This is a genomic window from Mesorhizobium sp. M0862, assembly GCF_040319795.1.
Classification (GTDB): domain Bacteria; phylum Pseudomonadota; class Alphaproteobacteria; order Rhizobiales; family Rhizobiaceae; genus Mesorhizobium.
In genome coordinates this window covers 109161-131094 of sequence record NZ_JAMYOJ010000011.1, presented here as the reverse complement: position 1 = coordinate 131094, position 21934 = coordinate 109161, and the positions used below count along the sequence as shown (strand labels likewise).

Below are 21934 nucleotides of genomic sequence, written 5' to 3'. Positions count from 1 at the left end.
ATCGAAAAGATACGTGCGATTGGCGTCGCGAGGTGACGCTAATTGTCGTGCCCGCACAAATTCGACCCGGCTAGCGGCTTGTCCAGCCACCCTCGCTGCGCCCTGTCACCAAAGAAAAATGCCCGGCGCGAGCGCCGGGCATTCCATAGAGCTGTGTTCCGAATTACGACTTCGGGAACCAGGAGATCTTGCCGTCCGGACCCTTCTTCCATTCGTACATGATGTAGCCCGGGAGCTTCGGATCGCCCTTCGCGTCATAGGCGAGATCGCCCAGAACGGTCTTGAACGGGCCCTTCTCGTGCAGCGCCTTGGCCACTTCCACGGGGTCGTTCGACTTGGCCACGGCAGCAGCCTCGGCGATCACCTGCATGGCGGCGTAGGAGTAGAGAGTGTACGCTTCCGGCTCGAAGCCCTGAGCGCGGAACTTCTCGACCAGTGCCTTGTTCTCGGGGATCAGCCGCGGATCCGGACCGAAGGTGTTGAGCGTACCGATAACCGCATCGCCGGCGATCGCAGCCAGCTCGTCGGTCACGATGCCGTCGCCTGACATCAGGGTAGCCTTGAGGCCCTGGTCCGCCGACTGGCGGATGATCAGGCCGGCTTCGGTGTGCAGGCCGCCCCAATAGATCAAGGTGACGCCAGCGTCCTTCATCTTGGCGATCAGCGCCGAGAAGTCCTTGTCGCCGACATTGACGCCTTCATACATGACTTCGGTCAGACCGGCTGCGTTCATCGCCTTCTTGGTCTCGTCGGCAAGGCCCTGACCATAGGGGGTCTTGTCGTGGATGACGGCAACCTTGGCGTCCTTGAAGTTGGTCGCGATATAGCCGCCGGCGATGCCGCCCTGCTGGTCATCGCGTCCGCAGGTGCGGAACACGTTCCACAGGCCGCGCTCGGTGAATTTCGGGTTGGTCGCCGCAGGCGTCACTTCGACGATGTTGTTGTCGACGTAGACTTCCTGCGAAACCGGGATCGAGACGCCCGAGTTGAAGTGGCCGATCACGAACTTCACGCCGTCGCCGACGAACTTGTTGCCGACCGAAATGCCCTGCTTCGGATCGGAGACGTCGTCGCCGACTTCGAGCTTGATCTGCTCGCCGTTCATGCCGCCTGCGGCGTTGATGTCGGCAACGGCCGCTTCCGCACCCTTCTGCAACTGCGCACCGAAGGCCGCATTCGGACCGGTGATCGGACCTGCGACGCCGACGATAACGTCAGCCCATGCATTGCCACCGAACGCGACAAGCGCGGTCAGGGCAACGGCGGACAAAAGTGATTTCTTCATTTAAACGCTCCCATTTACGAGGTGGGCGTGGATGAAACTTTCATGCGATGCCCACCCTTATCGCAGAAAGCGTACTTTGCCGATTTTCAGGCCCTTGTCACGCCGATTCATCCCCGGAACGGCGTTAATGATGAACGTCAACCTTTCGGTTTCCAGCTTAAGATCGAAGCCCGTTCGTAAAGCCAATTATACTGCGTCACCATCTGGTTCGTACGCGTGTATTGAAAGCCGACAAATCCCAATATCATGAGCACGATTGTGTCCACGACATAGTATTGCAGCGAAAACATCGTGCCGCCGAACAAGGCATGATGGATGAACCTGATGCCTATGCCGAGACCCAGCAGATAGGCGAACAGCGCCGGCAGGCTGCGCCATGTCTGGGCGCTGGCCTTGCCGGTCATCCATGCCGCCCAGCCGCCGAGCAGACAGGTGACGAAGAAGAACTGCCAGATGGAAGGTTCCTCGTGAAGAATGCCTTGCATGATGAAGACTCCCTAGCATGATCCCGAAAAGTTGCAGACTTTTCGGACAAAGGTCATGCGACAAACAAACAAGTTGGAGCGGAATACCGTATGCATACATTCCGCTCCAAAATCAGTGATGGCCGCCTTCGAGATAGGCCGCCCGCACTTCCGGATTGGCGAGCAATTCCTTGCCTGTGCCGCTCATGGTCACGTTGCCGTTGACCATGACATAGCCGCGCGTGGCGAGTTTGAGCGCGCCGAAGGCGTTCTGCTCGACCAGGAACACGGTCAGCCCTTGCGTGCGGTTCAGTTCGCGGATGGCATCGAAGATCTGCTTGACGATCAGCGGCGCCAGACCCAGCGACGGCTCGTCGAGCAGCAGCAGCTTCGGCCGCGCCATCAGCGCACGTCCGATCGACAGCATCTGCTGCTCGCCGCCCGACAGCGTGCCGCCGCGCTGGGCAATGCGCTCCTTGAGGCGCGGGAACAGCGCGAACACCTTCTCAGCATCTTCGTCATAGTGCTTGAGATTGTCGAGACCGGCGCCCATCTGCAGGTTTTCCATCACCGTCATGCGCGGGAAAATGCGCCTGCCTTCCGGCGACTGCGCAATGCGCATGCGGGCGATCTCGTGCGTCGGCATCTGGGTGATGTCGGTGCCGGCGAAAGTGATTGAGCCGGCACGGGCGCGCGGCGCACCGAAGATGGTCATCATCAGCGTCGACTTGCCGGCACCGTTCGCACCAATCAGCGCGACGATCTCGCCCTGGTTGACGTGGACATCGACGCCGTTCAGCGCCTTGATGTTGCCGTAGTAGGTCTCGACGCCCTTGATGTCGAGGAGCGTTGTCTCGGCCATCACTTACGCCCTCCGCGCGGCTTGCCTGTCGGGGATCTGGTGGCCGCCGGCTTGGACTTGGCCGTTAGACGCTCGGACGGTGCTCTTGGCGCGGAGTTGGCTCTTGTATCGTATTGGGTGGCCTTTGAAGCTCCCTTCGACACTGTGACCCGCTCGCCCTGGCTGTGGCCGATCGTGTCGCTTACCGGGCCGGCGAGATAGGAAGACGATGTGCCTGGTCCGTGAGCCGAATCCGGCCCGATGTCCAGCTGCTCGATGACGTCTTCATCGCCGACCTCGGTCAGCACCGTCTCGACCTCCTCGTCGTCGACGCCGAGATAGGCGGCGATGACGCGCGGGTCGGTACGCACCGATTGCGGGCTGCCGTCGGAAATCTTGCGGCCATATTCAAGCACCACGACATGGTCGGAAATCTGCATGACCACCGACATGTCATGTTCGATCAGCAGGATCGAGGTACTGCTCTTGATGTCCATCAGCAGCGAATTCAGCGCAGCCGACTCCTTCGGATTGAGACCGGCCGCAGGCTCGTCGAGGCACAGAAGTTCGGGCCCTGTGCACATGGCGCGCGCAATCTCGAGGCGCCGCTGCGCGCCATAGGGCAGGTCGCCGGCCGGATCGTCGGCGCGATCGACAAGGTCGGCCTTCTCCAGCCAGTGCTTGGCAAGCTCCACCGATTCAGCCGAGGCTCTGCGGTAGCCGCCGATCCCGAACAGGCCCAGGATCGTGTAGCCGGATGCCTTCATCAGCTTGTTGTGCTGGGCAACCAGCAGATTCTCCAGCAGCGTCATGCCCGAGAACAGGCGGATGTTCTGGAAGGTGCGCGCCACCTTGGCGCGCGCAGGGATCTCATGATTGGGCAGCCGTTCGAGCAGGAAGCTCGAGCCGTCGGCCCGGTTGAGCGTAATCATGCCTTCCGACGGCTTGTAGAAGCCGGTGATGCAATTGAAGACGGTGGTCTTGCCGGCGCCATTGGGTCCGATCAGAGCGGTGATCTCGCCGCGCTTGGCCTGGAACGACAGGTCGCCGATGGCGATCAGGCCGCCGAACTTCATCGAAAGATGCTCGACCTGGAGGATGGCGTCTTTCATACCCGGATTGGTCTTCTGAATGGAGGTCGCGCTCATCAGCCGTGCCCTTCCTTGGTGAAGGAGGAGGAGACCGCTTTTCGTTCACTGAGGAAGGCCGTCGGTTCACGGCTGCCGACAAAGCCGCGCGGCTTCCACAGCATGACGATGACCATCGCCATGCCGAACAAAAGCATGCGGTAAAGCTCCGGGGTGAAATCTTTTCCGAAGACACTTTTCAGGAAATCGAGTTCGCGCAGTGCCTCGGTGCCGCCGATCATCACCAGCGCGGCGACCGCGATGCCGACCAGCGAGCCCATGCCGCCGAGCACCACTATGGCCAGGATGATCGCCGATTCCAGGAAGACGAAGGATTCAGGGCTGACGAAGCCTTGCCGTGCGGCGAAGAAGGCGCCGGCAAAACCGCCGAACATGGCGCCGGTGGCAAAGGCGGTGAGCTTGGTGGTGGTGGTGTTGATGCCAAGCGAGCGGCAGGCAATCTCGTCCTCGCGCAGCGCCTCCCAGGCGCGGCCGACAGGCATGCGCCTGAGCCTGATGGTGACGAAGGCGGTCAGCAGCGCCAGCCCGAGAATCAGATAGTAGAGGAAGATCTTGTAGTAGGCGCTCGACTGGGCAATGTGCAGCACCTTGCCGATATAGTTCGGGTCGGTCGAATTAAACGTCATCAGGCCGAAGAAGGTGACCTTCGGGATGCCGGAGATGCCGGCCGAGCCGTTGGTGACTTCACGCCAGTTGATCAGCACCAGGCGGATGATCTCGCCGAAGGCCAGCGTCACGATCGCCAGGTAATCGCCACGAAGCCTGAGCACCGGAAAGCCGAGCATAACGCCCCAGAAGGCGGCCATGGCGCCGGCGGCGGGCAGCAGGATCCAGAACGACAGGCCGTATTGCGAACCGAGCAACGCATAGGCATAGGCGCCGACCGCGTAAAAGGCGACGTAGCCGAGATCGAGCAGGCCGGCGAGGCCGACGACGATGTTCAGCCCCCAGGCCAGCATCACATAGATCAGGATCTGGATGCCGAAATTGTCGACCCACTTCAACGAGCCCTGCAGGCCGCCGGTTATCGACCACGCGTAGATCGACAGCACCACGACGACGAGGATCGGGTATAGCACCAGCGCCGCAATCCCGAGCTTGGTGAAATTGGCGTGGATGAAGGAGCGGAAATAGAAGATCACGCAAGCGAGCGCGTAAATGACGGCCAATGCGCGCAGGAACTGAAGGTAGCCGGCCAGATCGGGTCCCACCAACACCGGCAGGGCGCTGCCGAACGCAACCAGGACAACCGCCAGCACGACGGCGACGATGAAGGCCGGAAGCAGGAAGAAGCGCGACGCGACGCTCGCCGGCAACAGGCCGGTGGCGACATTGGTGATCTTCTGATTGGCCATGAACGGCTGGCCATATGCAATGTAGAAGAAGCGGCCAAGCATGGTCAGCACGACCACGGTGATGAGCAGCAACCAGCGCTGCACCAGGATCAACTGGTTGCTGATGTTCTGGTCGGTCTTCAGGCCGATGAAGAGAATGAACAACCCCAGCGAGATGGCGCCGGCATAGAACGCTTCGCGCAATGCACGCTGCACGGGGGAGGCGACGGTGTCGCGCTCCGAGGATACGGAAACCGCCATTGTCTCAGACCTTTTCGACTTCTGGCCGGCCCAAAATGCCGGAAGGCAGGAAGATCAGCACGATCGCCAGGATCGAGAACGCCGCGACGTCCTTGTAGTCGATCGAGAAATACGCCGACCACATGCTCTCGATGAAGCCGATCAAAAGCCCGCCAAGCACCGCGCCCGGCAGAGACCCGATGCCGCCGAGAACGGCCGCAGTGAAGGCCTTGACCCCCGGCACAAAGCCGTCGGAAAAGGCGATGACGCCGTAATACATCAGGAATAACGTGCCCGCGACGGCCGCAAGCGCTGCACCCATGATGAAGGTGATCGAGATCGTACGGTCGACATCGACGCCGAGCAGCGCCGCCATCTTGCGGTCCTGCTCGCACGCCCTTTGCGCCCGGCCGAGGGAAGTCCTGTTGACCAGGTACCAGAACAGCGCCAGCAGCAGGGCGGTGACGACGACGATGATGATCTGCTTCAGCGACACGCTGATGCCGTTGATGTTGTAGACTTGGCTGACCATCGGCGGGATCGGCTTGTTGCGCGGACCCTGCGTCACCTGGATGAAGTTCGACAGCGCGATCGACATGCCGATCGCGGTGATCAGCGGCGCCAGCCGGAACGAACCGCGCAGCGGCCGGTAGGCCACCTTCTCGATCGTCCAGTTGTAGAGGCTGGTGAGCAGCATCGCCACGATCATCATGATCAGCAGCGCCAGGACGACCGGGACCGAATAGAACAAGGAGCCGAGGATGAGGAAGACAACGAGGGCGGCGAATGCCCCGACCATGAAAATGTCGCCGTGGGCGAAGTTGATCATGCCGATGATGCCGTAGACCATCGTGTAGCCGATTGCGATCAGCCCATAGATCGATCCCAGCGTCAGCCCATTGATAAGCTGCTGGACAAAGTACTGCATGTGTACATGGCTCCCCTGGAATGTCGCCCATGCAGACGCATTCCTTTTCGTATTTCCCCTAGTCGTAAAGTTTCGAGCCCGGATTGCAACGTGATTTTTCAAACGTCGAGCGTGTTTTGCCGGCACGCCTTCCGATTGCCCGTTTTTTTGCTCCCGACCCCTGGACTATCGCGGACCCTATCATTGGCATAACGCAATGTCTTTGACGATTCAGCCGGACCAGCGACCTCATTTCGAAGAAATCCCGGTCAAAATTAGGTGATGAGACGAATCTTTGCGTTGTTGGCGGGCTTCGTTTTTTAGCCACATTCCGTACTGACCAGCTGCAACATGGGTTACTTCCGACTATGGCGGTGGATGCCTCGCCCAACGCGCTAACCTTTCGCTGACTGGTTTCGCCAAGAGGTCCCGCCCTGGGTCCAAGTCCTGGTCTCGGTGGATGATCGGCAGCCTACCGTATCACTTAACCACAAAACCGTGCGCGAACGGATCGCGGTCGTCGATGAAGATGGTGTTCAGGCCGGTCATCCGCGCCCAGCCGCCGATCGAGGGAATGATGGCCGGCTTGCCGGCAACAGTGACGTCCCTCTCGACCTTGCCCTTGAACAGCGAGCCGATGATCGATTCGTGGACAAAACTGTCGCCGGCCTTGAGCTTGCCCTTGGCATGGAGCTGCGCCATGCGCGCCGAGGTGCCGGTGCCGCAAGGTGAGCGGTCGATCGCCTTGTCGCCATAGAAGACCGCGTTGCGCGTATCCGCGCCCGCCACTGTCGGCTCGCCGGTCCACAGCATGTGGGACAGCCGGTTGATGCCGGGGTTTTCCGGATGCACGAACGAGTACTTCTCGTTGAGCCGCTGCCGCACCACAGGGCTCCAGGCGACGAAATCGCCGGCGGAATAATCAGCCATGTCGCGAAAATTCGCCTGCGGCTCGACGATTGCGTAGAAATTGCCGCCATAGGCGACATCGACGGTGATCTCGCCAAGCTGCGGGCAGTCGACCGTCAGTCCCTCGGCATAAAGGAAGGACGGTACATTGGTGATGCGCACCTCCTCGACATAGTCGCCGACTTGCTTGTATTCGGCGATAACCAGCCCGGCCGGTGTGTCGAGCCGGAGCACGCCGGGTGTCTTCGGCTTGATCAGCCCATGTTCAATGGCCATCGTCACCGTGCCGATCGTGCCGTGGCCGCACATCGGCAGGCAGCCCGACGTCTCGATGAACAGGATGGCTATGTCGCAATCCTCGCGCGTCGGCGGATAGAGGATCGAGCCCGACATGACATCGTGGCCGCGCGGCTCGAACATCAGCCCGGTGCGGATCCAGTCATACTCCGCCAGGAAATGCGCCCGCCGCTCCATCATCGTCGACCCCTCGAGCAAGGGACCGCCGCCGGCGACCAGCCGCACCGGATTGCCGCAGGTATGGCCGTCGATGCAAAAGAAGGATTTTTTGGCCATGATTTCCTCGAACTCAAAACCGTTGCGGGCTGAAGGGAGCAAGATCGATCGGCGAAGTCTGCCCGAGAACAAGATCGCGGATCAAGCGGCCGGTGGCCGCCGCCTGGGTCAGGCCGAGATGGCCATGGCCGAAGGCGTAGACAACGTTGGGCGCGGTTCGCGCCGTGCCGATCACCGGCAGCGAATCCGGCAGCGACGGGCGATAGCCCATCCATTCGCGGCCACCTGACGCGTCCAGCCCCGGAAGGAACTGTCTGGCTTTTTCCAGCATGGCCTTCGAGCGCGCAAAATTCGGCGGCCGGTCGAGACCGCCCAACTCGACGGCGCCGCCGACGCGCAAGCCCGTGTCGAGTGGCGTGATGACGAAGCCATGGCCGGAAAAGATCAGCATCCGCTGCACGTCGAAAGCGGTCTTCGGCAGTGTGGTGTTGTAGCCGCGCTCGGTTTCGAGCGGGATGGTGTCGCCAAGCGCCTTCGCCAGCCGATGCGACCATGCCCCGGCGGCCACGACAAGATGTCTTGCCTGCCTGGTCGTGCCGTCGGTCAGCGCCAGCGTCGCGCCATCAGGATTGGCGGCGACGCGCTCTATGCGCGCCTTTTCGAAACGCGCGCCCAACCCTTCGGCATAGGCCCACACCCCCTTGCCGAGCAGTTTCGGATCGGCGACGGTCTTCCAGCCCGGCACGAAGGTGCCCTTGATGAAGCGCGGCGACAGTCCCGGCTGCAGCCGCGCCAGTTCGTCGCCTTCGACATGGCGAAAGCCGATGCCGAAGCGCTCGCGCGCCGCCCAGCCCGGCAGCCCGGCCTGAAATTCGGCCTCGCTTTCATAAAGCTCCAGCGAGCCGTCCTCGCGCAGCATCAGCCGCGTGCCGGAACGGTCGAGCAGGCCCATCCATTCAGCCTCGGCGAGCTTCATCATGCCTGCCTGAGCAGCAAGGCTCGCCTCATATTTTTCTGGTGCGCCAGCGCGCCAGAAGCGCAACAGCCAAGGCAACAGCTTCGGCAAGTAGGCCGGCGGGATGCTGAGTGGCCCGAGCGGATCGGCAAGCCATTTCGGCAAGTGCCGCATCATGCCCTTATGCGCCAGCGGCAGCACGTCGGAGAAGGCGAAGGCGGCGGCATTGCCGGAGCTCGTCTCCTCGCAGATGCCGGTGCGGTCGAAGACCGTGACGCTGCGCCCGGCCTCGGCCAGCATGGCCGCCGCGCAGATGCCGACAATGCCGCCACCGACAATGGCGATATCTACCCCTTCTCCCCGTTCACGGGGGTGAGGAGTGGTCCGCGAAGCGGTGGAAAAGCCGACTGCTTGGCTTTCCGAACGACGAACGCCCGGAGCGCCAGCGAAGGGCTGCGGGGCCCGAAGGGCGGATGAGGGGCGGCGGCCCTCCTCTGTGTCCCTGGAATTTCCTTGCACGTCGGCGCTGCCCCTCATCTGGCTGCCGCCATCTTCTCCCCGTGCACGTGCACGGGGAGAAGAAAGCCTTCAGAACTGCGGCAGCTTCGGCCGTACCGCCAGCGCGTCCTTGACGATCTTCTCGACCGCTTTGCGGCGCTCGCCCGACAGCGGCTGGCGCGGCATGCGCACGCGGTCATTTGTGTCGATCGCGAGCACTTCGGCAAGCTTGATGTTTTGGACCAGATAGGTCGAGACATCGAGATCGAGCAGCGGCCGGAACCAGCGGTAGATCGAAAGCGCCTCCTCGCGGCGGCCCTGCTTCATCAGCTGGTAGATGGCGACGGTCTCGCGCGGGAAGGCGACGACCAGACCCGCCACCCAGCCGATGGCGCCCACCGACAGCGCCTCGAAGGCGAGATTGTCGACGCCGGTGAACAGATCGTAGCGGTCGCCGAAGCGGTTGATGATCTCTGTCGAGCGGCGGATGTCGTCGGAGGACTCCTTGATGGCGACGAAGCGCTTGTCGGCGGCCAGTTCCTCCATCTGGTCGACGGTGACGTCGACGCGGTAGGCGAGGCGGTTGGAGTAGATCATCACCGGCAGGTCGCCGGCCTGAGCGACGGCGCGCAAGGCGGCGACCGTCTCTTCCGGGTTGGTGTGATAGATCGGGCTCGGTACCACCATCAGCCCGTTGGCGCCTTCCCGGCTCGCGCGCTTTGCGATGTTCGCCGCCTCGCGGGTGCCTGCCTCGTTGACGGTCAGCAGAACCGGCTTGCTGCCGGCAACTTTCTGGGCAGTCTTCAGCACCTCGATTTTTTCGTCATGCGACAGCATCGGGCCTTCGCCGAGCGAACCACAGACGATGATGCCGTCGCAACCGGCATCCATCTGCAACGCAAAGCAGCGCTCCATCTCGGCATGGTCGAGGCGGTCGTCTTCGGTGAATTTGGTCGTGACGGCGGGGAAAACTCCGGCCCACATGATCGTCTCTCCATCTGATATATCAGCCGTATATCTGTCGGAAAACCGGCTGTCAATGCGGAATCCGCTGTGATATATGGAAGATATATCAGGAGCCCACCTTTGATATCCAGTGAGACAGCATACCCCGAGCCGGCCGCCGCCAAGGCCTACCATGTACTCGAGCATATGATCGTGACGTTGGAACTGGCGCCGGCGAGCTTTGTCACCGAAGGCGCCCTCATCGAGAAGCTGGCGCTAGGACGCACGCCGGTGCGCGAAGCGATCCAGCGCCTCGCCTGGGAAGGACTGCTGGATGTCAGGCCACGCGCCGGCATCGCCATTGCCCCGCTTCATCCCGGCGACTGGCTGCGCGTGCTGGATGCCAGGCGCGGCGTCGAGGTGGTGCTGGCGCGCTCGGCCGCCCGCTTCGTCACCCGCGAGGCCGCCGACCTGTTTCATGAGGCAGCCCTTGCCATGCAGAAGGCCGTCATCTCGGGCAATGTGCTGGCCTTCATCCAGGCCGACAAGGCGCTCGACGAGGCCTTGGCGATGGCCGCCGACAACCCGTTTGCGGCCCGTCTGGCCGCGCCCCTGCAGACCCACAGCCGCCGCTTCTGGTTCCGCTACAAGGCCGACACAGGACTGGCCGAATCGGCTGAGCACCACGTCGCGCTAATCCGCTCGATCCTGGCTGGTGACGAAGAGGCTGCCGCCAAGGACGCCAAACGCCTTATGGCACTGCTGCGCGGCCATGCCGAAGTGGCCGCCACACGCTGAACTCCGTCTTTGCTCCAGACTTCCGACCGGTCTTTTATCAGGTGCCCGGCAAGACTGCTGCCATAGCCGCCCCGTCCCAGCCTTCGCCAGCCGTGATGATGCAGCTTTGGCCGTGTGTGTCGGTGGCCAGGATGGTCCAGGTGCCCTGGTCGGAGACGAATATCTCAAGCACCACATTTGGGTTCACCAGGCCACGTGCGGCTTGGCTTTCGTGGAACTTCTCGCCGAGCGCCTTGACCAGGTCGGTCCGCGCCGCGCATTGATCGGCTTTGGCCTCGGCGATGCCGGACATCGCGAACACCGCAAAGAATATCGCCGCCACAAGACGTCGTGTCATCTGACACCTCCTTGCGCCAGACGAGAACCCCGGCTGCAACCGGCGCTATTTTGATGGCCTGCACCACGGCAGGAATGCAATTTAAGGCAGATGACAGGCTCTTGGTTCCATCGCTTTAACGTGATGGCCAATGTCGGTTTCGTACAAAGAAAGGCCCGGGACGTTGAACCCGGGCCTTCTTGCCGATCTTCGAAATCGTCCGGTCAGTTCATCGTCGGGATGACGAACTCGGCACCGTCCTTGACGCCGGAGGGCCAGCGCGAGGTCACCGTCTTGGTCTTGGTGTAGAAGCGGAACGCGTCCGGGCCGTGCTGGTTGAGGTCGCCGAAGGACGACGCCTTCCAGCCGCCGAACGTGTAGTAAGCGATCGGAACCGGGATCGGCACGTTGATGCCGACCATGCCGACCTGGACGCGCGAAGCAAAATCACGAGCAGCATCCCCGTCACGGGTGAAGATGGCGACGCCATTGCCCATCTCATGATCGTTGGCGAGCTTGATGGCGCTCTCATAGGTCGGCGCACGCACCACCGACAGCACCGGGCCAAAAATCTCTTCCTTGTAGATGCGCATGTCAGCGGTCACATTGTCGAACAGGCAGCCGCCCATATAGTAGCCATCCTCGTAGCCCTGCATGGAGAAGCCGCGGCCATCGACGACCAGCTTGGCGCCTTCCTTGACGCCGGTGTCGACATAACCCTTGACGCGTTCCAATGCCTGCGCCGTCACCAGCGGGCCGAAATCGGCGGACGAATCCGTCGACGGGCCGACCTTGAGGCTTTCGACACGCGGGATCAGCTTTTCCATCAGCCGGTTGGCGGTGTCGTTGCCGACGGGAACGGCAACCGAGATCGCCATGCAGCGCTCGCCGGCCGAGCCGTAGCCCGCGCCGATCAGCGCGTCGACGGTCTGGTCCATGTCGGCATCGGGCATGATGATCATGTGGTTCTTGGCGCCGCCGAAGCACTGCACGCGTTTTCCCGCGGCCGTGCCGCGCGAGTAGATGTAATGCGCGATCGGCGTCGAGCCGACAAAGCCGATAGCCTTGATATCAGGATCGTCGAGGATGGCGTCGACGACATCCTTGTCGCCATTGACGACGTTGAGAACGCCAGCCGGCAGGCCAGCCTCGAGGAACAGTTCGGCGATGCGCATCGGCACGCCAGGGTCACGCTCGGAAGGCTTCAGGATAAAGGCGTTGCCGCAGGCCAGCGCCGGGGCAATCTTCCACAACGGGATCATCGCCGGGAAATTGAACGGGGTGATGCCGGCAACGACGCCAAGCGGCTGGCGCATCGAATAGACATCGATGCCGGGGCCGGCGCCGTCGGTGAACTCGCCCTTCATCATGTGAGGCGCACCGATGCAGACTTCGACCACTTCGAGGCCGCGCTGGATGTCGCCCTTGGCGTCGGCGATGGTCTTGCCGTGCTCGCGCGCCAGGAGATCGGCCAGTTCGTCATAGTCGCGGGCAACCAGTTCAAGAAACTTCATCAGCACGCGCACACGCCGCTGCGGGTTGGTCGCAGCCCATTTGATCTGTGCTTCCTTGGCATTCAGGACAGCCGCACGCAGTTCCGCCGGCGAAGCCAGCGCCACCGTGCCGCGCACCGAGCCGTCCATGGGCTGCATGACGTCCTGCTTGCGCCCGCTGGTCCCGGCGACATGCTTGCCGCCGATGAAATGACCGTATTCGATCATGGTTTCTCTCCCTGAGTTTGTGATGGCGCATTCAACCCCTTTGCAGGCGCGAAGGCAACGCGAGGGGAAACGCAACCGTTGTGCAAGAAATAGACAACCAAGGACGAGTGTGCATTAATTGCCGCAAATTACAGATTGCTGAAAGGCCCGAAGGTTGCGCTCCGTCACACCCCCCTCTGTCCTGCCGGACATCTCCCCCGCAAGGGCGGAGATCAGATGTGGCTGCCGCCTTCGCAAATCTTCAACGCACCAAAAGAGACGCAGGTGGCGGAGCTGCCAATCTCCCTACTTGCGGGGGAGATGGCCGGCAGGCCAGAGGGGGGTGGGCGGGAACGCCGCGTTCGCCGCTAGCCCGGACCACCCCAATGAACTGGGATGACGTCCGCATCTTCCTCGCCGTGGCCCGCGCCGGGCAGATCCTTGGCGCCGCCAAGCGGCTGGAACTCAATCACGCCACCGTCTCGCGCCGCATCGCAGCGTTTGAGGATGCGTTACGGACAAAACTGTTTCGCCGGCTTACCACCGGCAGCGAGCTGACGCCGGCCGGCCAGCGCTTTCTCGACATTGCCGAGCGCATGGAAGCCGACATGATCGCCGCGCGCTCCGCCGTGTCGGGCGAAGGCGACGATATCTCAGGCACGGTGCGCATCGGCGCGCCCGACGGGTTTGGCGTTGCATTCCTCGCCACGCGTCTTGGCGCGCTGACCGCGCTGCACCGCGAACTCACCATCCAGCTGGTGCCGGTGCCGCGTTCCTTCTCGCTGTCGCGGCGCGAGGCCGACATCGCCATCACCGTCGAGCGGCCGAGCGAAGGCAGGCTGGTGGCGGGAAAACTGGTCGACTACACCCTCGGCCTGTTTGCCTCGCGCGACTATGCGCAGGCGCACGGCTTACCCGAGACCGCTGCCGAACTCGGCCAGCATACGCTGATCGGCTATGTCCCAGACCTGATCGTCAGCCCGTCGCTCGACTATGCGGCGGAGTTCAGCCCGGACTGGCGCACCAGCTTCGCCATCTCCTCAGCGCTGGGCCAGGCCGAAGCGGTGCGCTCGGGCGCTGGCATCGGCATCTTGCACACCTTTGTCGCCCGCTCGATGCCGGAGCTGATCCCCGTCGACATCGTGACGCCGATCCGCCGCGCCTACTGGCTGGTCTATCATGAATCGGTCCGACCGCTGCGCCGCGTGCAGATCGTCGCCAACTTCATCACCAAGGCGGTCGAGAGAGAGCGCGGGCTGTTTGTCTGATGGCCGCGCCGCCTTGCCCTCGCCACAAAATCGGCCAGTGTGGCAACAAGCGCGATGTCGCCTATCATTAAGGATTGGCTGCGCCGGGTGGGACACTTTTTTGCAAAGCTGGTGCGGATCAAAATGCGAGCGGTGCTCGCCATCTTGCCGCTTGTCGCGCTTTCCGCCTGCGCCAATCCATGGACCGTAGTTCCGGAAGCCGAACTGCCCAAGCCGGTCCGTATCGCAATGGCCCGCCCGTCGCCTTTCGTCTTCGGCAATTACTGCGGTCCCGGCACCCGCACCGGCGACCTCTCGGCTCGCCCTGTCAATCGCCTCGACAGCGCCTGCCAAATCCATGACGCCTGCTACATTGCGCGCCATAATCATTGCGACTGCGACGGCGCGCTCGTCGCCTCGGCAAAGGCGATCCGTGATGACAAGACAGCGCCGAAAAAGGAGCGCGGCGAGGCCGAGCTTTTGATCGCCACTTTCGCACTTCCCGTCTGCAAGGTCTTTCCGCAAGGCTTTATGCCGCCGCGCGACCCGGCTGAGCTGAAGACGATGAACGGGGCCATGGGATGAACCGCGCCATCTGCCTGGCTCTGGCCGGGCTGGGGCTGGCGGCCCTTGCCGCTTGCGCCGCCTCGATCCGGCACAGCTGCGATTTCTTCCCCGATGCGAAGGATTGCGGCCGGCCGTCGGTATCGGCCGGCACGCCCGGACCGCAGACTGCAGCACCAGCGTTTTTCGGCGATGCCGGTGCCAGCGACTATGAAAGGCAGTTTCTGGCGCTGCTCGCCCACAACCAGATCGGCGCCATCGACAGGGCGAACGGCACCGGTCCGTTCGGCCATGACCGCCACGCCATCGCCAACCGCGATTTCCAGGCCACCTACCGGACGCTGGAACAGCTGGCGAAGCCGGTTAGCGCCGAACAGATGCCGGCAGGTAGGGGCACCGGCGAAGGCCATTTCAACGGCCGTTGGCGCGTGTCGCGGCAGACGCTCTATGTCAACGCCGCCGCGCGGCCCTCCGCGCCAAAGACGTTCAGCTTTTCCGGCCTGCAGGCGCGCTCGGTCGAGATCGTGATGCGCCGGGCGGGAAAGCAGCCGGTTGAGATATCGGGCGTCTGCGACGGTGCGCTGGCGTTTCGCGCCGGCGGTGGCTCGCATGGCTTAACGAGCGGCGCCGCCTTCCGGCTCCGCCTGTCGGCCGGGCAAACCGCCAGCCTGTTCCCCAGCGATGGCCTGAACCGCTGCAGTCTCAAGCTCAGCTCCAGCCTGGCACCGACAGGCGCCCCGCTCACCATCCTGCGCGAAGAGGTTGCCTATCCGGCGATAGCCGCGCTCGACAGCCGCTACGAGCGTTGTCCAGTGCCCGGTCCATCCGGCCTGGATGAACTCGCCCGCATCTTCTATGCCGGCCGCTGGCTGTCGCAGACCTGTTCGCTGCCGCTCGGGTTACCGCGCCTGTTGCGCAAGTCGCGCGACGGCTTCAACGCCAAGGTCGAAGCGCTGCTCGGCGCGCCTTTACCCGACAGCGCCTTCGACAAGGCCGACCCCGAACTGCCGCTCGATTTCTCGCGCGCACCGAAACTCAAGCTGGTCTATCTGTCCTCGCTGGAGTTCAAGGCCGATTTTTCCGGCCGCGTCATCGAGCGGCTGATCCGCCATCACGCAGCCCTCGGCACCAAAGTGCGCATCATGGTCACAGACGTGCTGGAGCGCGACAAGGACGATGCCCTGCTGCACCGGCTGGCGGCCGATTATCCCAATGTCGAGTTGCAGGAATATCGTTGGCGGGCCGACCACGGCGCGCCGGTCGACGAGCAACTGTCACAGCTGCACAAGACCCATCACGTCAAGATGCTGGCGACACTTGCCGAGGATCCCGCCCGCTCGCGCGTCATCATCGGCGGCCGCAACATTCATGACGGCTTCCTGTTCCACAAGCCGATCGACCTGTCGCGCTATCCGAACCTCGAGCAATACGGCAAGACCGACGGCCTCTCGCTCAACTACTATTCGAACTGGAGCGATTTCGACATCGAGTTTGCCGACCCGGCCACGGTCGAGACGCTGGCCGCGCATCTCTCGACATTGTGGCTGCGCGACGCCGACACCAACATCGCAAGACCCTTCTCCATTCCGGTGCGCTCCGACAGCCGGCGCCCGCCGGGCACGGTGCGCCATTTCATTTCCGTGCCCTACGAGGACAACCATGCGCTCGAGACCTATTTCGTCGAGCTGATCGACACTGCCCGGCACCATATCGAGATCGTCAATCCCTACCTTAATCTGACGCCGAAGCTCAGCCTGGCCATCGAGCGGGCGCTGGCGCGCGGCGTCAGGATCGACATTGTCGGCCGCATCGACCTCAAGGGCGATATTGGCGGCAAGCTGCTGACCGCGCTCAACAAGCTGTTCGTCGAGAAATATGGCGACCGCATCAACATCCGCGAATTCAAGGCGCCCGATGTCGTGCTGCACTCCAAGATCATGATGATCGACGAAAGGCTGGTGACGATCTCGTCGGTCAATCTCAACAACCGCAGTTTCTTCCACGATCTGGAGAACGGCATGACGGTGCTCGACCCTGCCTTCTACGCCAGGATGCAGCCGGTCTATGACGACTATGTCGCCCATTCGAACCCGGTATCGACCAAGGTGACGATACCGTGGGCCTACCGATGGCTGTTCTCGAAGGGTTGGGTGAAGGAGGCGTTTTGAGGGGCTGGCGAGGCTGAAGGAATGCCGTTCTGTAGCGATCCTTTACACCCCTCTGTCCGGTAGGACAGAGGGGGTGCTGGCCCGCCAGCTTTAAAAAGCACCCCTACCTCAAATACCGCTCCGGCCCCAGCTCCCGCACATCGATATCAGGCACCTTGCTGGAGATGATGTCGGACAGCACCTTGGCCGAGCCGCAGGCCATGGTCCAGCCAAGCGTGCCGTGCCCGGTGTTGAGATAGAGGTTGGAGAACTCGGTGCGGCCGACCAGCGGCGGCCCGTCCGGCGTCATCGGCCGCAGCCCGCACCAGAAGGACGCCGCCTTGAGGTCGCCGCCATCCGGGAACAGATCGCCGACCGAATGTTCGAGGGTGCGCCGGCGCGATTCATGCAGCCTGAGATCGAAGCCGGAAATCTCCGCCGTGCCGCCGACGCGGATGCGGTCGCCGAGCCTGGTGATCGCCACCTTGTAGGTTTCGTCCATTACCGTCGACACCGGGGCGGCGACCGCGTCCTTGATCGGAACGGTGATCGAATAGCCCTTGACCGGATAGACCGGGATCGGGCGCCTGAGCAGGCGCATGAAGCGCGCCGAATAGCTGCCCAGCGCCAGCACATAAGCGTCGGCCGCGCGCGAGCGCTGGTCGGTGCCGACGCTGACGATGCGATTGCGGTTCTTGGAGAAGCGCCGGATCTGCGTACCGTACTCGAACGTGACGCCGCGCGCCACGCAGAGCTCGGCCAGCCGATCGGTGAACATCTTGCAGTCGCCAGTTTCGTCGCCGGGCAATCTCAGCCCGCCGACAAACTTTTCCCGCACGCCGGCCAGCGCCGGCTCGGCGCCAATGCAGCCTTCGGGATCGAGCAACTCGTAGGGAACGCCATATTTCTTCAGCACCTCTACATCGCCGCCGGTGCCGTCGAGCTGCTTTTGCGTGCGAAACAGCTGCAGCGTGCCCTTGGTCCGCTCATCATAAGCGATGCCGGCCGCCTCGCGCAGCGCCTTCAGCGTGTCGCGGCTGTATTCGGCGAGCGGCACCATGCGCGCCTTGTTGATGGCATAGCGATCCGCGGTGCAATTGCGCAGCATCTTGATGAGCCATGTCCACATATACGGATCGAAGGCCGGCCGCACCACCAGCGGGCCGTGCTTCATCAACAGCCACTTGATTGCCTTCAGCGGAATGCCGGGGCCGGCCCAGGGCGAAGCATAGCCCGGCGAGATCTCGCCGGCATTGGCGAAGCTGGTTTCCAGCGCCGGCCCTTTCTGGCGGTCGAATACCGTAACCTCGTGGCCGGCCTCAGCGAGATAATAGGCAGTGGTGACCCCGATAACGCCGCCGCCCAACACGAAGATCTTCATCGCATCACTCTCCACGACGACTTCCGTCAGAGGGCCGCCGCCTCCTGTCTGCCGGATTCTGCGGCGTCCGCCAAGGGGCGGCGTGTCGCGGCTCTATTCGTTGATATAGCGGCGGTGGAAGCGGGGGCCGAGACTGGTCAGGATTTCATAACCGATCGTGCCGGCATGACCGGCGGCGTCATCGACGCTCTGCGAGGGGCCTAGGAGTTCGACAAGGTCGCCCTCGCGCAGCCGGCCGGCCGGCAGGGCCGAGATGTCGAGTATGATCGAATCCATCGACACCCGCCCGACAAAGGGCAGTCGCACGCCGTCGAGCCAGGCAGCCGAAGCCGCGCGCCGGTGCCAGCCATCGGCATAGCCGAGCGAGATCGTGGCCGCGCGCAAGGGACCGCTGGCCAGAAACGCATGTCCGTAGCCGACGCCCGCGCCCTTATCGATGCCGCGTGTCTGGATGATCTTTGCCTCGAGCCGCACCACCGGCAGCATCGGGTTCGCCTCATCAGGCGTCGGATTGATGCCGTAGAGCGCAGCGCCCGGACGCGCGAGGTCGTACTGATAGCGCGGCCCAAGAAAGATGCCGGAAGAATTGTCCAGCGACGCCGGCGCCTTGGGCAGCATTTTGCGCAGCCGTTCGAACTCCCTGAGTTGCGCGTCATTGGCCGCATTGGTCGGTTCGTCCGCACGGGCCAGATGGCTCATGACGAGAACGACATCGACGCCGGCGAAAGCATCGGCCGTAAGCGCCTCGACCTCTGCCGGCGCCATGCCCAGCCGCGACATGCCGCTGTCGACCTGGATGGCGGCCTTGAGCTTGCGGCCGGCCTTCTGGCCGGCTTTGCTCCACGCCTTCAGTTGCCCGGTGCTGTTGATGACGGGAACAAGGTCGGCAGCCACCGCTTCGGGTTCCGAGCCCGGCGGCAGCCCGTTCAGCACATGGATTTCCAGCTTCGGTCCGAGTGCGTCGCGCAGCGCGACACCCTCGGTGAGATGCGCGACAAAGAAGCTGTCGCAGCCTTCGGCAACCAGTGCCGCCGCCACTTGCCGCGCGCCGAGCCCGTAACCGTCGGCCTTGACGACGCCGGCGCAGCGCACGCCGCCGAGCTTTGCCTTGAGCCGCCGGTAATTCTCTCGGATAGCGCCGAGATCGATGGTGAGAATGGCGCCGGCCGCCGCTTCGCTGATGGTATCTTTGGCTTTATGCATCGCAGACCCGCTGAAGTCGGCGCTGCCCCTCATTGTCCTGCCGGATATCTCTCCCTATCCCTATACGGGGAGTTGAGGAGCGGTCGGCGTAAAGCGGACGAAAAGCCAACTGCTTGGCTTTTCGAGTGACGAAAGCCGGCAGGCGGGTGAGGGGCAGCCCATACGCTGCGCTAAGAGGCCATTGCCCGGCGTCGTTCATATGGGTCTCGTGGCTGCGGGTGTCCCGATCAATAAAGCACGAATCAGGTGCCGTGCGAACCGTCACATCCAGCTAGGCAAGATGACGGAACGCCGCCACCACATCCTCATAGACCTTGCGTTTGAACGGCACTATCAGATCGGGCAGGTCCTGCATCGGCCGCCATGCCCATTCATCGAATTCGGCGGTGTGGCCGCCTGGCGGCGGATTGATCTGGATCTCTCTGGTCTCGCCGTGAAAGCGGTAGGCGAACCATTTCTGCGTCTGGCCGCGATAGCGGCCCTTGAGGGCGATGCCGACCAGATCGGGCGGCAGGTCGTAGTTGATCCAATGCGGCGCCTCGGCCAGCAGCGTGACCGAGCGCATGCCGGTCTCTTCATAGAGCTCGCGCCCGGCCGCCTGCAGCGGCTCCTCGCCCTCGTCGATGCCGCCTTGCGGCATCTGCCAGAGCTGCGTGGTCCCGGCAAATTCGCTGTCCGGTTCGGCGATGCGGTGCCCGACCCAGACCAGCCCGTCGCCATTGAGGATCATCAGCCCGACACAGGGGCGGTATGGCAGCGTCTCGGGATCGATCTTTTTAGCCATCGGAGTTTAAAGCCGTTCTGAGATTCGCTCCGGCGAGGCAGTGGCGAATGATTTCGAGAACCGGAGCGGAGCGTACTCAAAGTAGGCTTGCCCCGGAAGCGGAAAACGTGGGTTCGTTCCAGTCACTGCCACCCAGCCCCGTTGCCGCCGTTGCGGTCGAATGGCAGAGTAATTCCATGAAAAATATTCAAATCATCGACGGCGCCTTGAACGCAACCTTCAGCGTGTTCGAGGCAACAGAGGAGGAGTACGCCGCCATCTTCCCGGATGGAAGAGACATGGAACTGGCCGAAGATTTATTTGAGCGGCTTGGTGAAGACGAGGCAGGTCGCGTGCTGGCGCCGCTTTGGGGTCGTCCCATCCTGAAACGCGATGTGCTCGGAATCCACGGCACCCTGTTCTACAACAACGAATATCGGCGGAGACACATCCCGCAATCAAAGCGCGAGGTCGACTGGGATGATGGTTCAATCAATCAGGCCCAGAGAGAGCTCTTTTCTCGGCATCGTTGAAAATCGCCACAAGCGCCGGTCAGCCCTTTTCCGGGTCGATGGCCACCGCCGAGATCGGCACGATCTCGATGCCGCGCTTTTTCGCTTCGACCGCCCAGAACGCCACGGTGTCGACGGTGAGGTCGAAAGCCGAGCCGATGCCGACGGCGGAGCCTTTCGCACGCGCGGTCGCTTCCAGCGCGTCGAGCTTTTTCAGGATGGCGCCGCGGTCCTGCACAGCGTCAATTGCCGTATCGCCGGCGACGAATGGCACACCGTCCTTCAAGGCGAGATCGGACGCCAGGCTCCGTGCGGACGAGCCGTCATCGATATAGGCAAGGCCGCGCTTGCCGAGTTCGGCCATGAACGGCCCCATCGCTGTCGCGTCGGCCGAAAAGCGCGCCCCCATATAGTTCATGACGCCGGTATAGTTGGTGGTCCGCGACAGCGCCCAGCGCAGATTCTTCAGATTGTCGTCCGGGCTTGCCGCCACTGTCAGCGTGTTGCGGCCGGGATTGACGTTGGGATAGTCGAACGGTTCGAGCGGCACCTGCATGACCACCTCATGCCCGCTCTGCCGTGCCGCCTGCATCCAGCGGCCGATGCTGTTGCCTTGCGGCGCAAAAGCCAGCGTCACTTCGGCCGGCAGCTTGGCGATCGCGGCCTGCGTGCCGGTCTGCGACACGGCAAGCCCGCCGATGACGATTGCCACTCGAGCGCCACGCGAACCCGACCACGGCCGCGCATAGACATCGAACGGCCGCCGGCCGTCAGCGGCGCGAACCGGCAACGGGCCGGTGTCGCTGGCCTCGATCAGCGCCCTGTCGGGGATATGCGCGATCTTCAGGTTCTGGCCGATCGTCGACGGGTCGTGGATGACGATGGCTGCATTGGGCGGGCCGTCACCCTCCTGGGACTGCACATGGATGATCTGCGGACCGCTGGCCTTGGGCGTTTCCGCCTTCGGCGCTGCCGCCGTCGCTTGAGCAGTGGGCGCTGCGGCCGCGGGCTCGGCCGCCGCCGTCACCTTCGGCGTCGAGACCGCGATTGCTTCCGGTTTGCGGAACGGCTTCTCGCGCAGCGCGATCGCGCCGGAGATGCCGACCGCGGCCAGCACGACCAGCGTCGCCGCGACGGCGCCAGCGCTGATCCCGCGCGACGCGGCACGCGGTCGGACGGTCTGTCCGAGCGGGCGTTCGATGTCCTTGCCGATGTCAGCCAAGCCGCATCCCCCGGCGCGTGATCAGCGAAATCTTCGCCATGC

19 protein-coding genes and 1 pseudogene are annotated in these 21934 nt (G+C 63.1%); 5 read left to right on the top strand and 15 right to left on the bottom strand.

Translation table 11 applies throughout. The features are described from left to right. Positions 1-163 precede the first annotated feature (163 nt). From NKI15_RS18175 to NKI15_RS18135, 9 genes and pseudogenes are all read right to left on the bottom strand, one after another. On the bottom strand, positions 164-1285 hold the full coding sequence (locus tag NKI15_RS18175) for a branched-chain amino acid ABC transporter substrate-binding protein (protein ID WP_023668720.1): 1122 nt from the start codon (positions 1283-1285) through the stop codon (positions 164-166). Between the two features lie 137 nt (positions 1286-1422). Further along, the gene (locus tag NKI15_RS18170) at positions 1423-1770 is read right to left on the bottom strand and encodes a DUF6867 family protein (protein WP_023806580.1); all 348 of its coding nucleotides are present in this window, start codon (positions 1768-1770) and stop codon (positions 1423-1425) included. A 112-nt stretch (positions 1771-1882) separates the two neighbouring features. Further along, a complete protein-coding gene (locus tag NKI15_RS18165) occupies positions 1883-2611 on the bottom strand; it encodes an ABC transporter ATP-binding protein (protein WP_023668718.1) in 729 nt (242 codons plus the stop codon). 17 nt (positions 2612-2628) lie between these two features. Continuing rightward, a pseudogene (locus tag NKI15_RS18160) lies at positions 2629-3738 on the bottom strand (ABC transporter ATP-binding protein); the annotation flags it as partial. After that, a complete protein-coding gene (gene livM, locus NKI15_RS18155; protein ID WP_023668716.1) occupies positions 3738-5333 on the bottom strand; it encodes a high-affinity branched-chain amino acid ABC transporter permease LivM in 1596 nt (531 codons plus the stop codon). The pseudogene NKI15_RS18160 and the gene livM, both read right to left, overlap by 1 nt. Before the next feature lie 4 nt (positions 5334-5337). Further along, positions 5338-6240: a branched-chain amino acid ABC transporter permease gene (locus NKI15_RS18150; RefSeq protein WP_023668715.1), complete on the bottom strand. Its 903-nt coding sequence runs from the start codon at positions 6238-6240 to the stop codon at positions 5338-5340. Between the two features lie 459 nt (positions 6241-6699). Further along, entirely contained in the window at positions 6700-7701 is a 1002-nt protein-coding gene (locus NKI15_RS18145; protein ID WP_352886492.1) for a 4-hydroxyproline epimerase, read from the bottom strand. A gap of 13 nt (positions 7702-7714) precedes the next feature. Next, entirely contained in the window at positions 7715-9133 is a 1419-nt protein-coding gene (locus NKI15_RS18140; protein ID WP_280800232.1) for an NAD(P)/FAD-dependent oxidoreductase, read from the bottom strand. Positions 9134-9184: 51 nt separating this feature from the next. Beyond that, complete coding sequence (locus NKI15_RS18135; protein ID WP_352886490.1) at positions 9185-10078, bottom strand: dihydrodipicolinate synthase family protein; 894 nt, start codon at positions 10076-10078, stop codon at positions 9185-9187. A gap of 69 nt (positions 10079-10147) precedes the next feature. Between NKI15_RS18135 and NKI15_RS18130 the strand changes: the two genes are divergently transcribed. Next, a complete protein-coding gene (locus NKI15_RS18130; RefSeq protein WP_373420159.1) occupies positions 10148-10837 on the top strand; it encodes a GntR family transcriptional regulator in 690 nt (229 codons plus the stop codon). Between the two features lie 37 nt (positions 10838-10874). Here NKI15_RS18130 and NKI15_RS18125 read toward each other — a convergent pair whose 3' ends face one another. Continuing rightward, the gene (locus NKI15_RS18125) at positions 10875-11174 is read right to left on the bottom strand and encodes a hypothetical protein (RefSeq protein WP_023693151.1); all 300 of its coding nucleotides are present in this window, start codon (positions 11172-11174) and stop codon (positions 10875-10877) included. Positions 11175-11377: 203 nt separating this feature from the next. Further along, positions 11378-12874, bottom strand: coding sequence for a CoA-acylating methylmalonate-semialdehyde dehydrogenase (locus NKI15_RS18120; RefSeq protein WP_023684131.1), 1497 nt, complete (start codon positions 12872-12874; stop codon positions 11378-11380). Between the two features lie 365 nt (positions 12875-13239). Between NKI15_RS18120 and NKI15_RS18115 the strand changes: the two genes are divergently transcribed. From NKI15_RS18115 to NKI15_RS18105, 3 genes are all read left to right on the top strand, one after another. After that, entirely contained in the window at positions 13240-14121 is an 882-nt protein-coding gene (locus NKI15_RS18115) for a LysR family transcriptional regulator (protein ID WP_352839689.1), read from the top strand. Between the two features lie 123 nt (positions 14122-14244). Then, positions 14245-14685, top strand: coding sequence for a phospholipase A2 family protein (locus NKI15_RS18110; protein ID WP_352886520.1), 441 nt, complete (start codon positions 14245-14247; stop codon positions 14683-14685). Next, positions 14682-16832, top strand: coding sequence for a phospholipase D-like domain-containing protein (locus tag NKI15_RS18105; RefSeq protein WP_352886485.1), 2151 nt, complete (start codon positions 14682-14684; stop codon positions 16830-16832). Before NKI15_RS18110 ends, NKI15_RS18105 begins: the two co-directional genes overlap by 4 nt. A gap of 103 nt (positions 16833-16935) precedes the next feature. Here NKI15_RS18105 and NKI15_RS18100 read toward each other — a convergent pair whose 3' ends face one another. The 3 genes from NKI15_RS18100 to NKI15_RS18090 all read right to left on the bottom strand — a co-directional run bounded on the left by NKI15_RS18100 (position 16936) and on the right by NKI15_RS18090 (position 20179). Beyond that, complete coding sequence (locus NKI15_RS18100; protein WP_352886482.1) at positions 16936-18192, bottom strand: D-amino acid dehydrogenase; 1257 nt, start codon at positions 18190-18192, stop codon at positions 16936-16938. A gap of 93 nt (positions 18193-18285) precedes the next feature. After that, on the bottom strand, positions 18286-19395 hold the full coding sequence (gene alr / locus NKI15_RS18095; protein WP_352666431.1) for an alanine racemase: 1110 nt from the start codon (positions 19393-19395) through the stop codon (positions 18286-18288). 271 nt (positions 19396-19666) lie between these two features. Then, positions 19667-20179 carry an RNA pyrophosphohydrolase gene (locus NKI15_RS18090; protein ID WP_023693158.1) on the bottom strand — a complete coding sequence of 171 codons (513 nt, stop codon included), beginning with the start codon at positions 20177-20179 and terminating at the stop codon, positions 19667-19669. A gap of 176 nt (positions 20180-20355) precedes the next feature. Here NKI15_RS18090 and NKI15_RS18085 point away from each other — a divergent pair, with 176 nt between their 5' ends. Continuing rightward, the gene (locus tag NKI15_RS18085) at positions 20356-20691 is read left to right on the top strand and encodes a DUF8220 family protein (protein ID WP_023688909.1); all 336 of its coding nucleotides are present in this window, start codon (positions 20356-20358) and stop codon (positions 20689-20691) included. A 19-nt stretch (positions 20692-20710) separates the two neighbouring features. On the opposite strand, the gene NKI15_RS18080 is transcribed toward NKI15_RS18085, so the two are convergent. Beyond that, positions 20711-21892 (bottom strand): divergent polysaccharide deacetylase family protein, encoded by a 1182-nt coding sequence (locus NKI15_RS18080; protein ID WP_352666434.1) that lies wholly within the window; start codon positions 21890-21892, stop codon positions 20711-20713. Between the last annotated feature and the right edge of the window lie 42 nt (positions 21893-21934).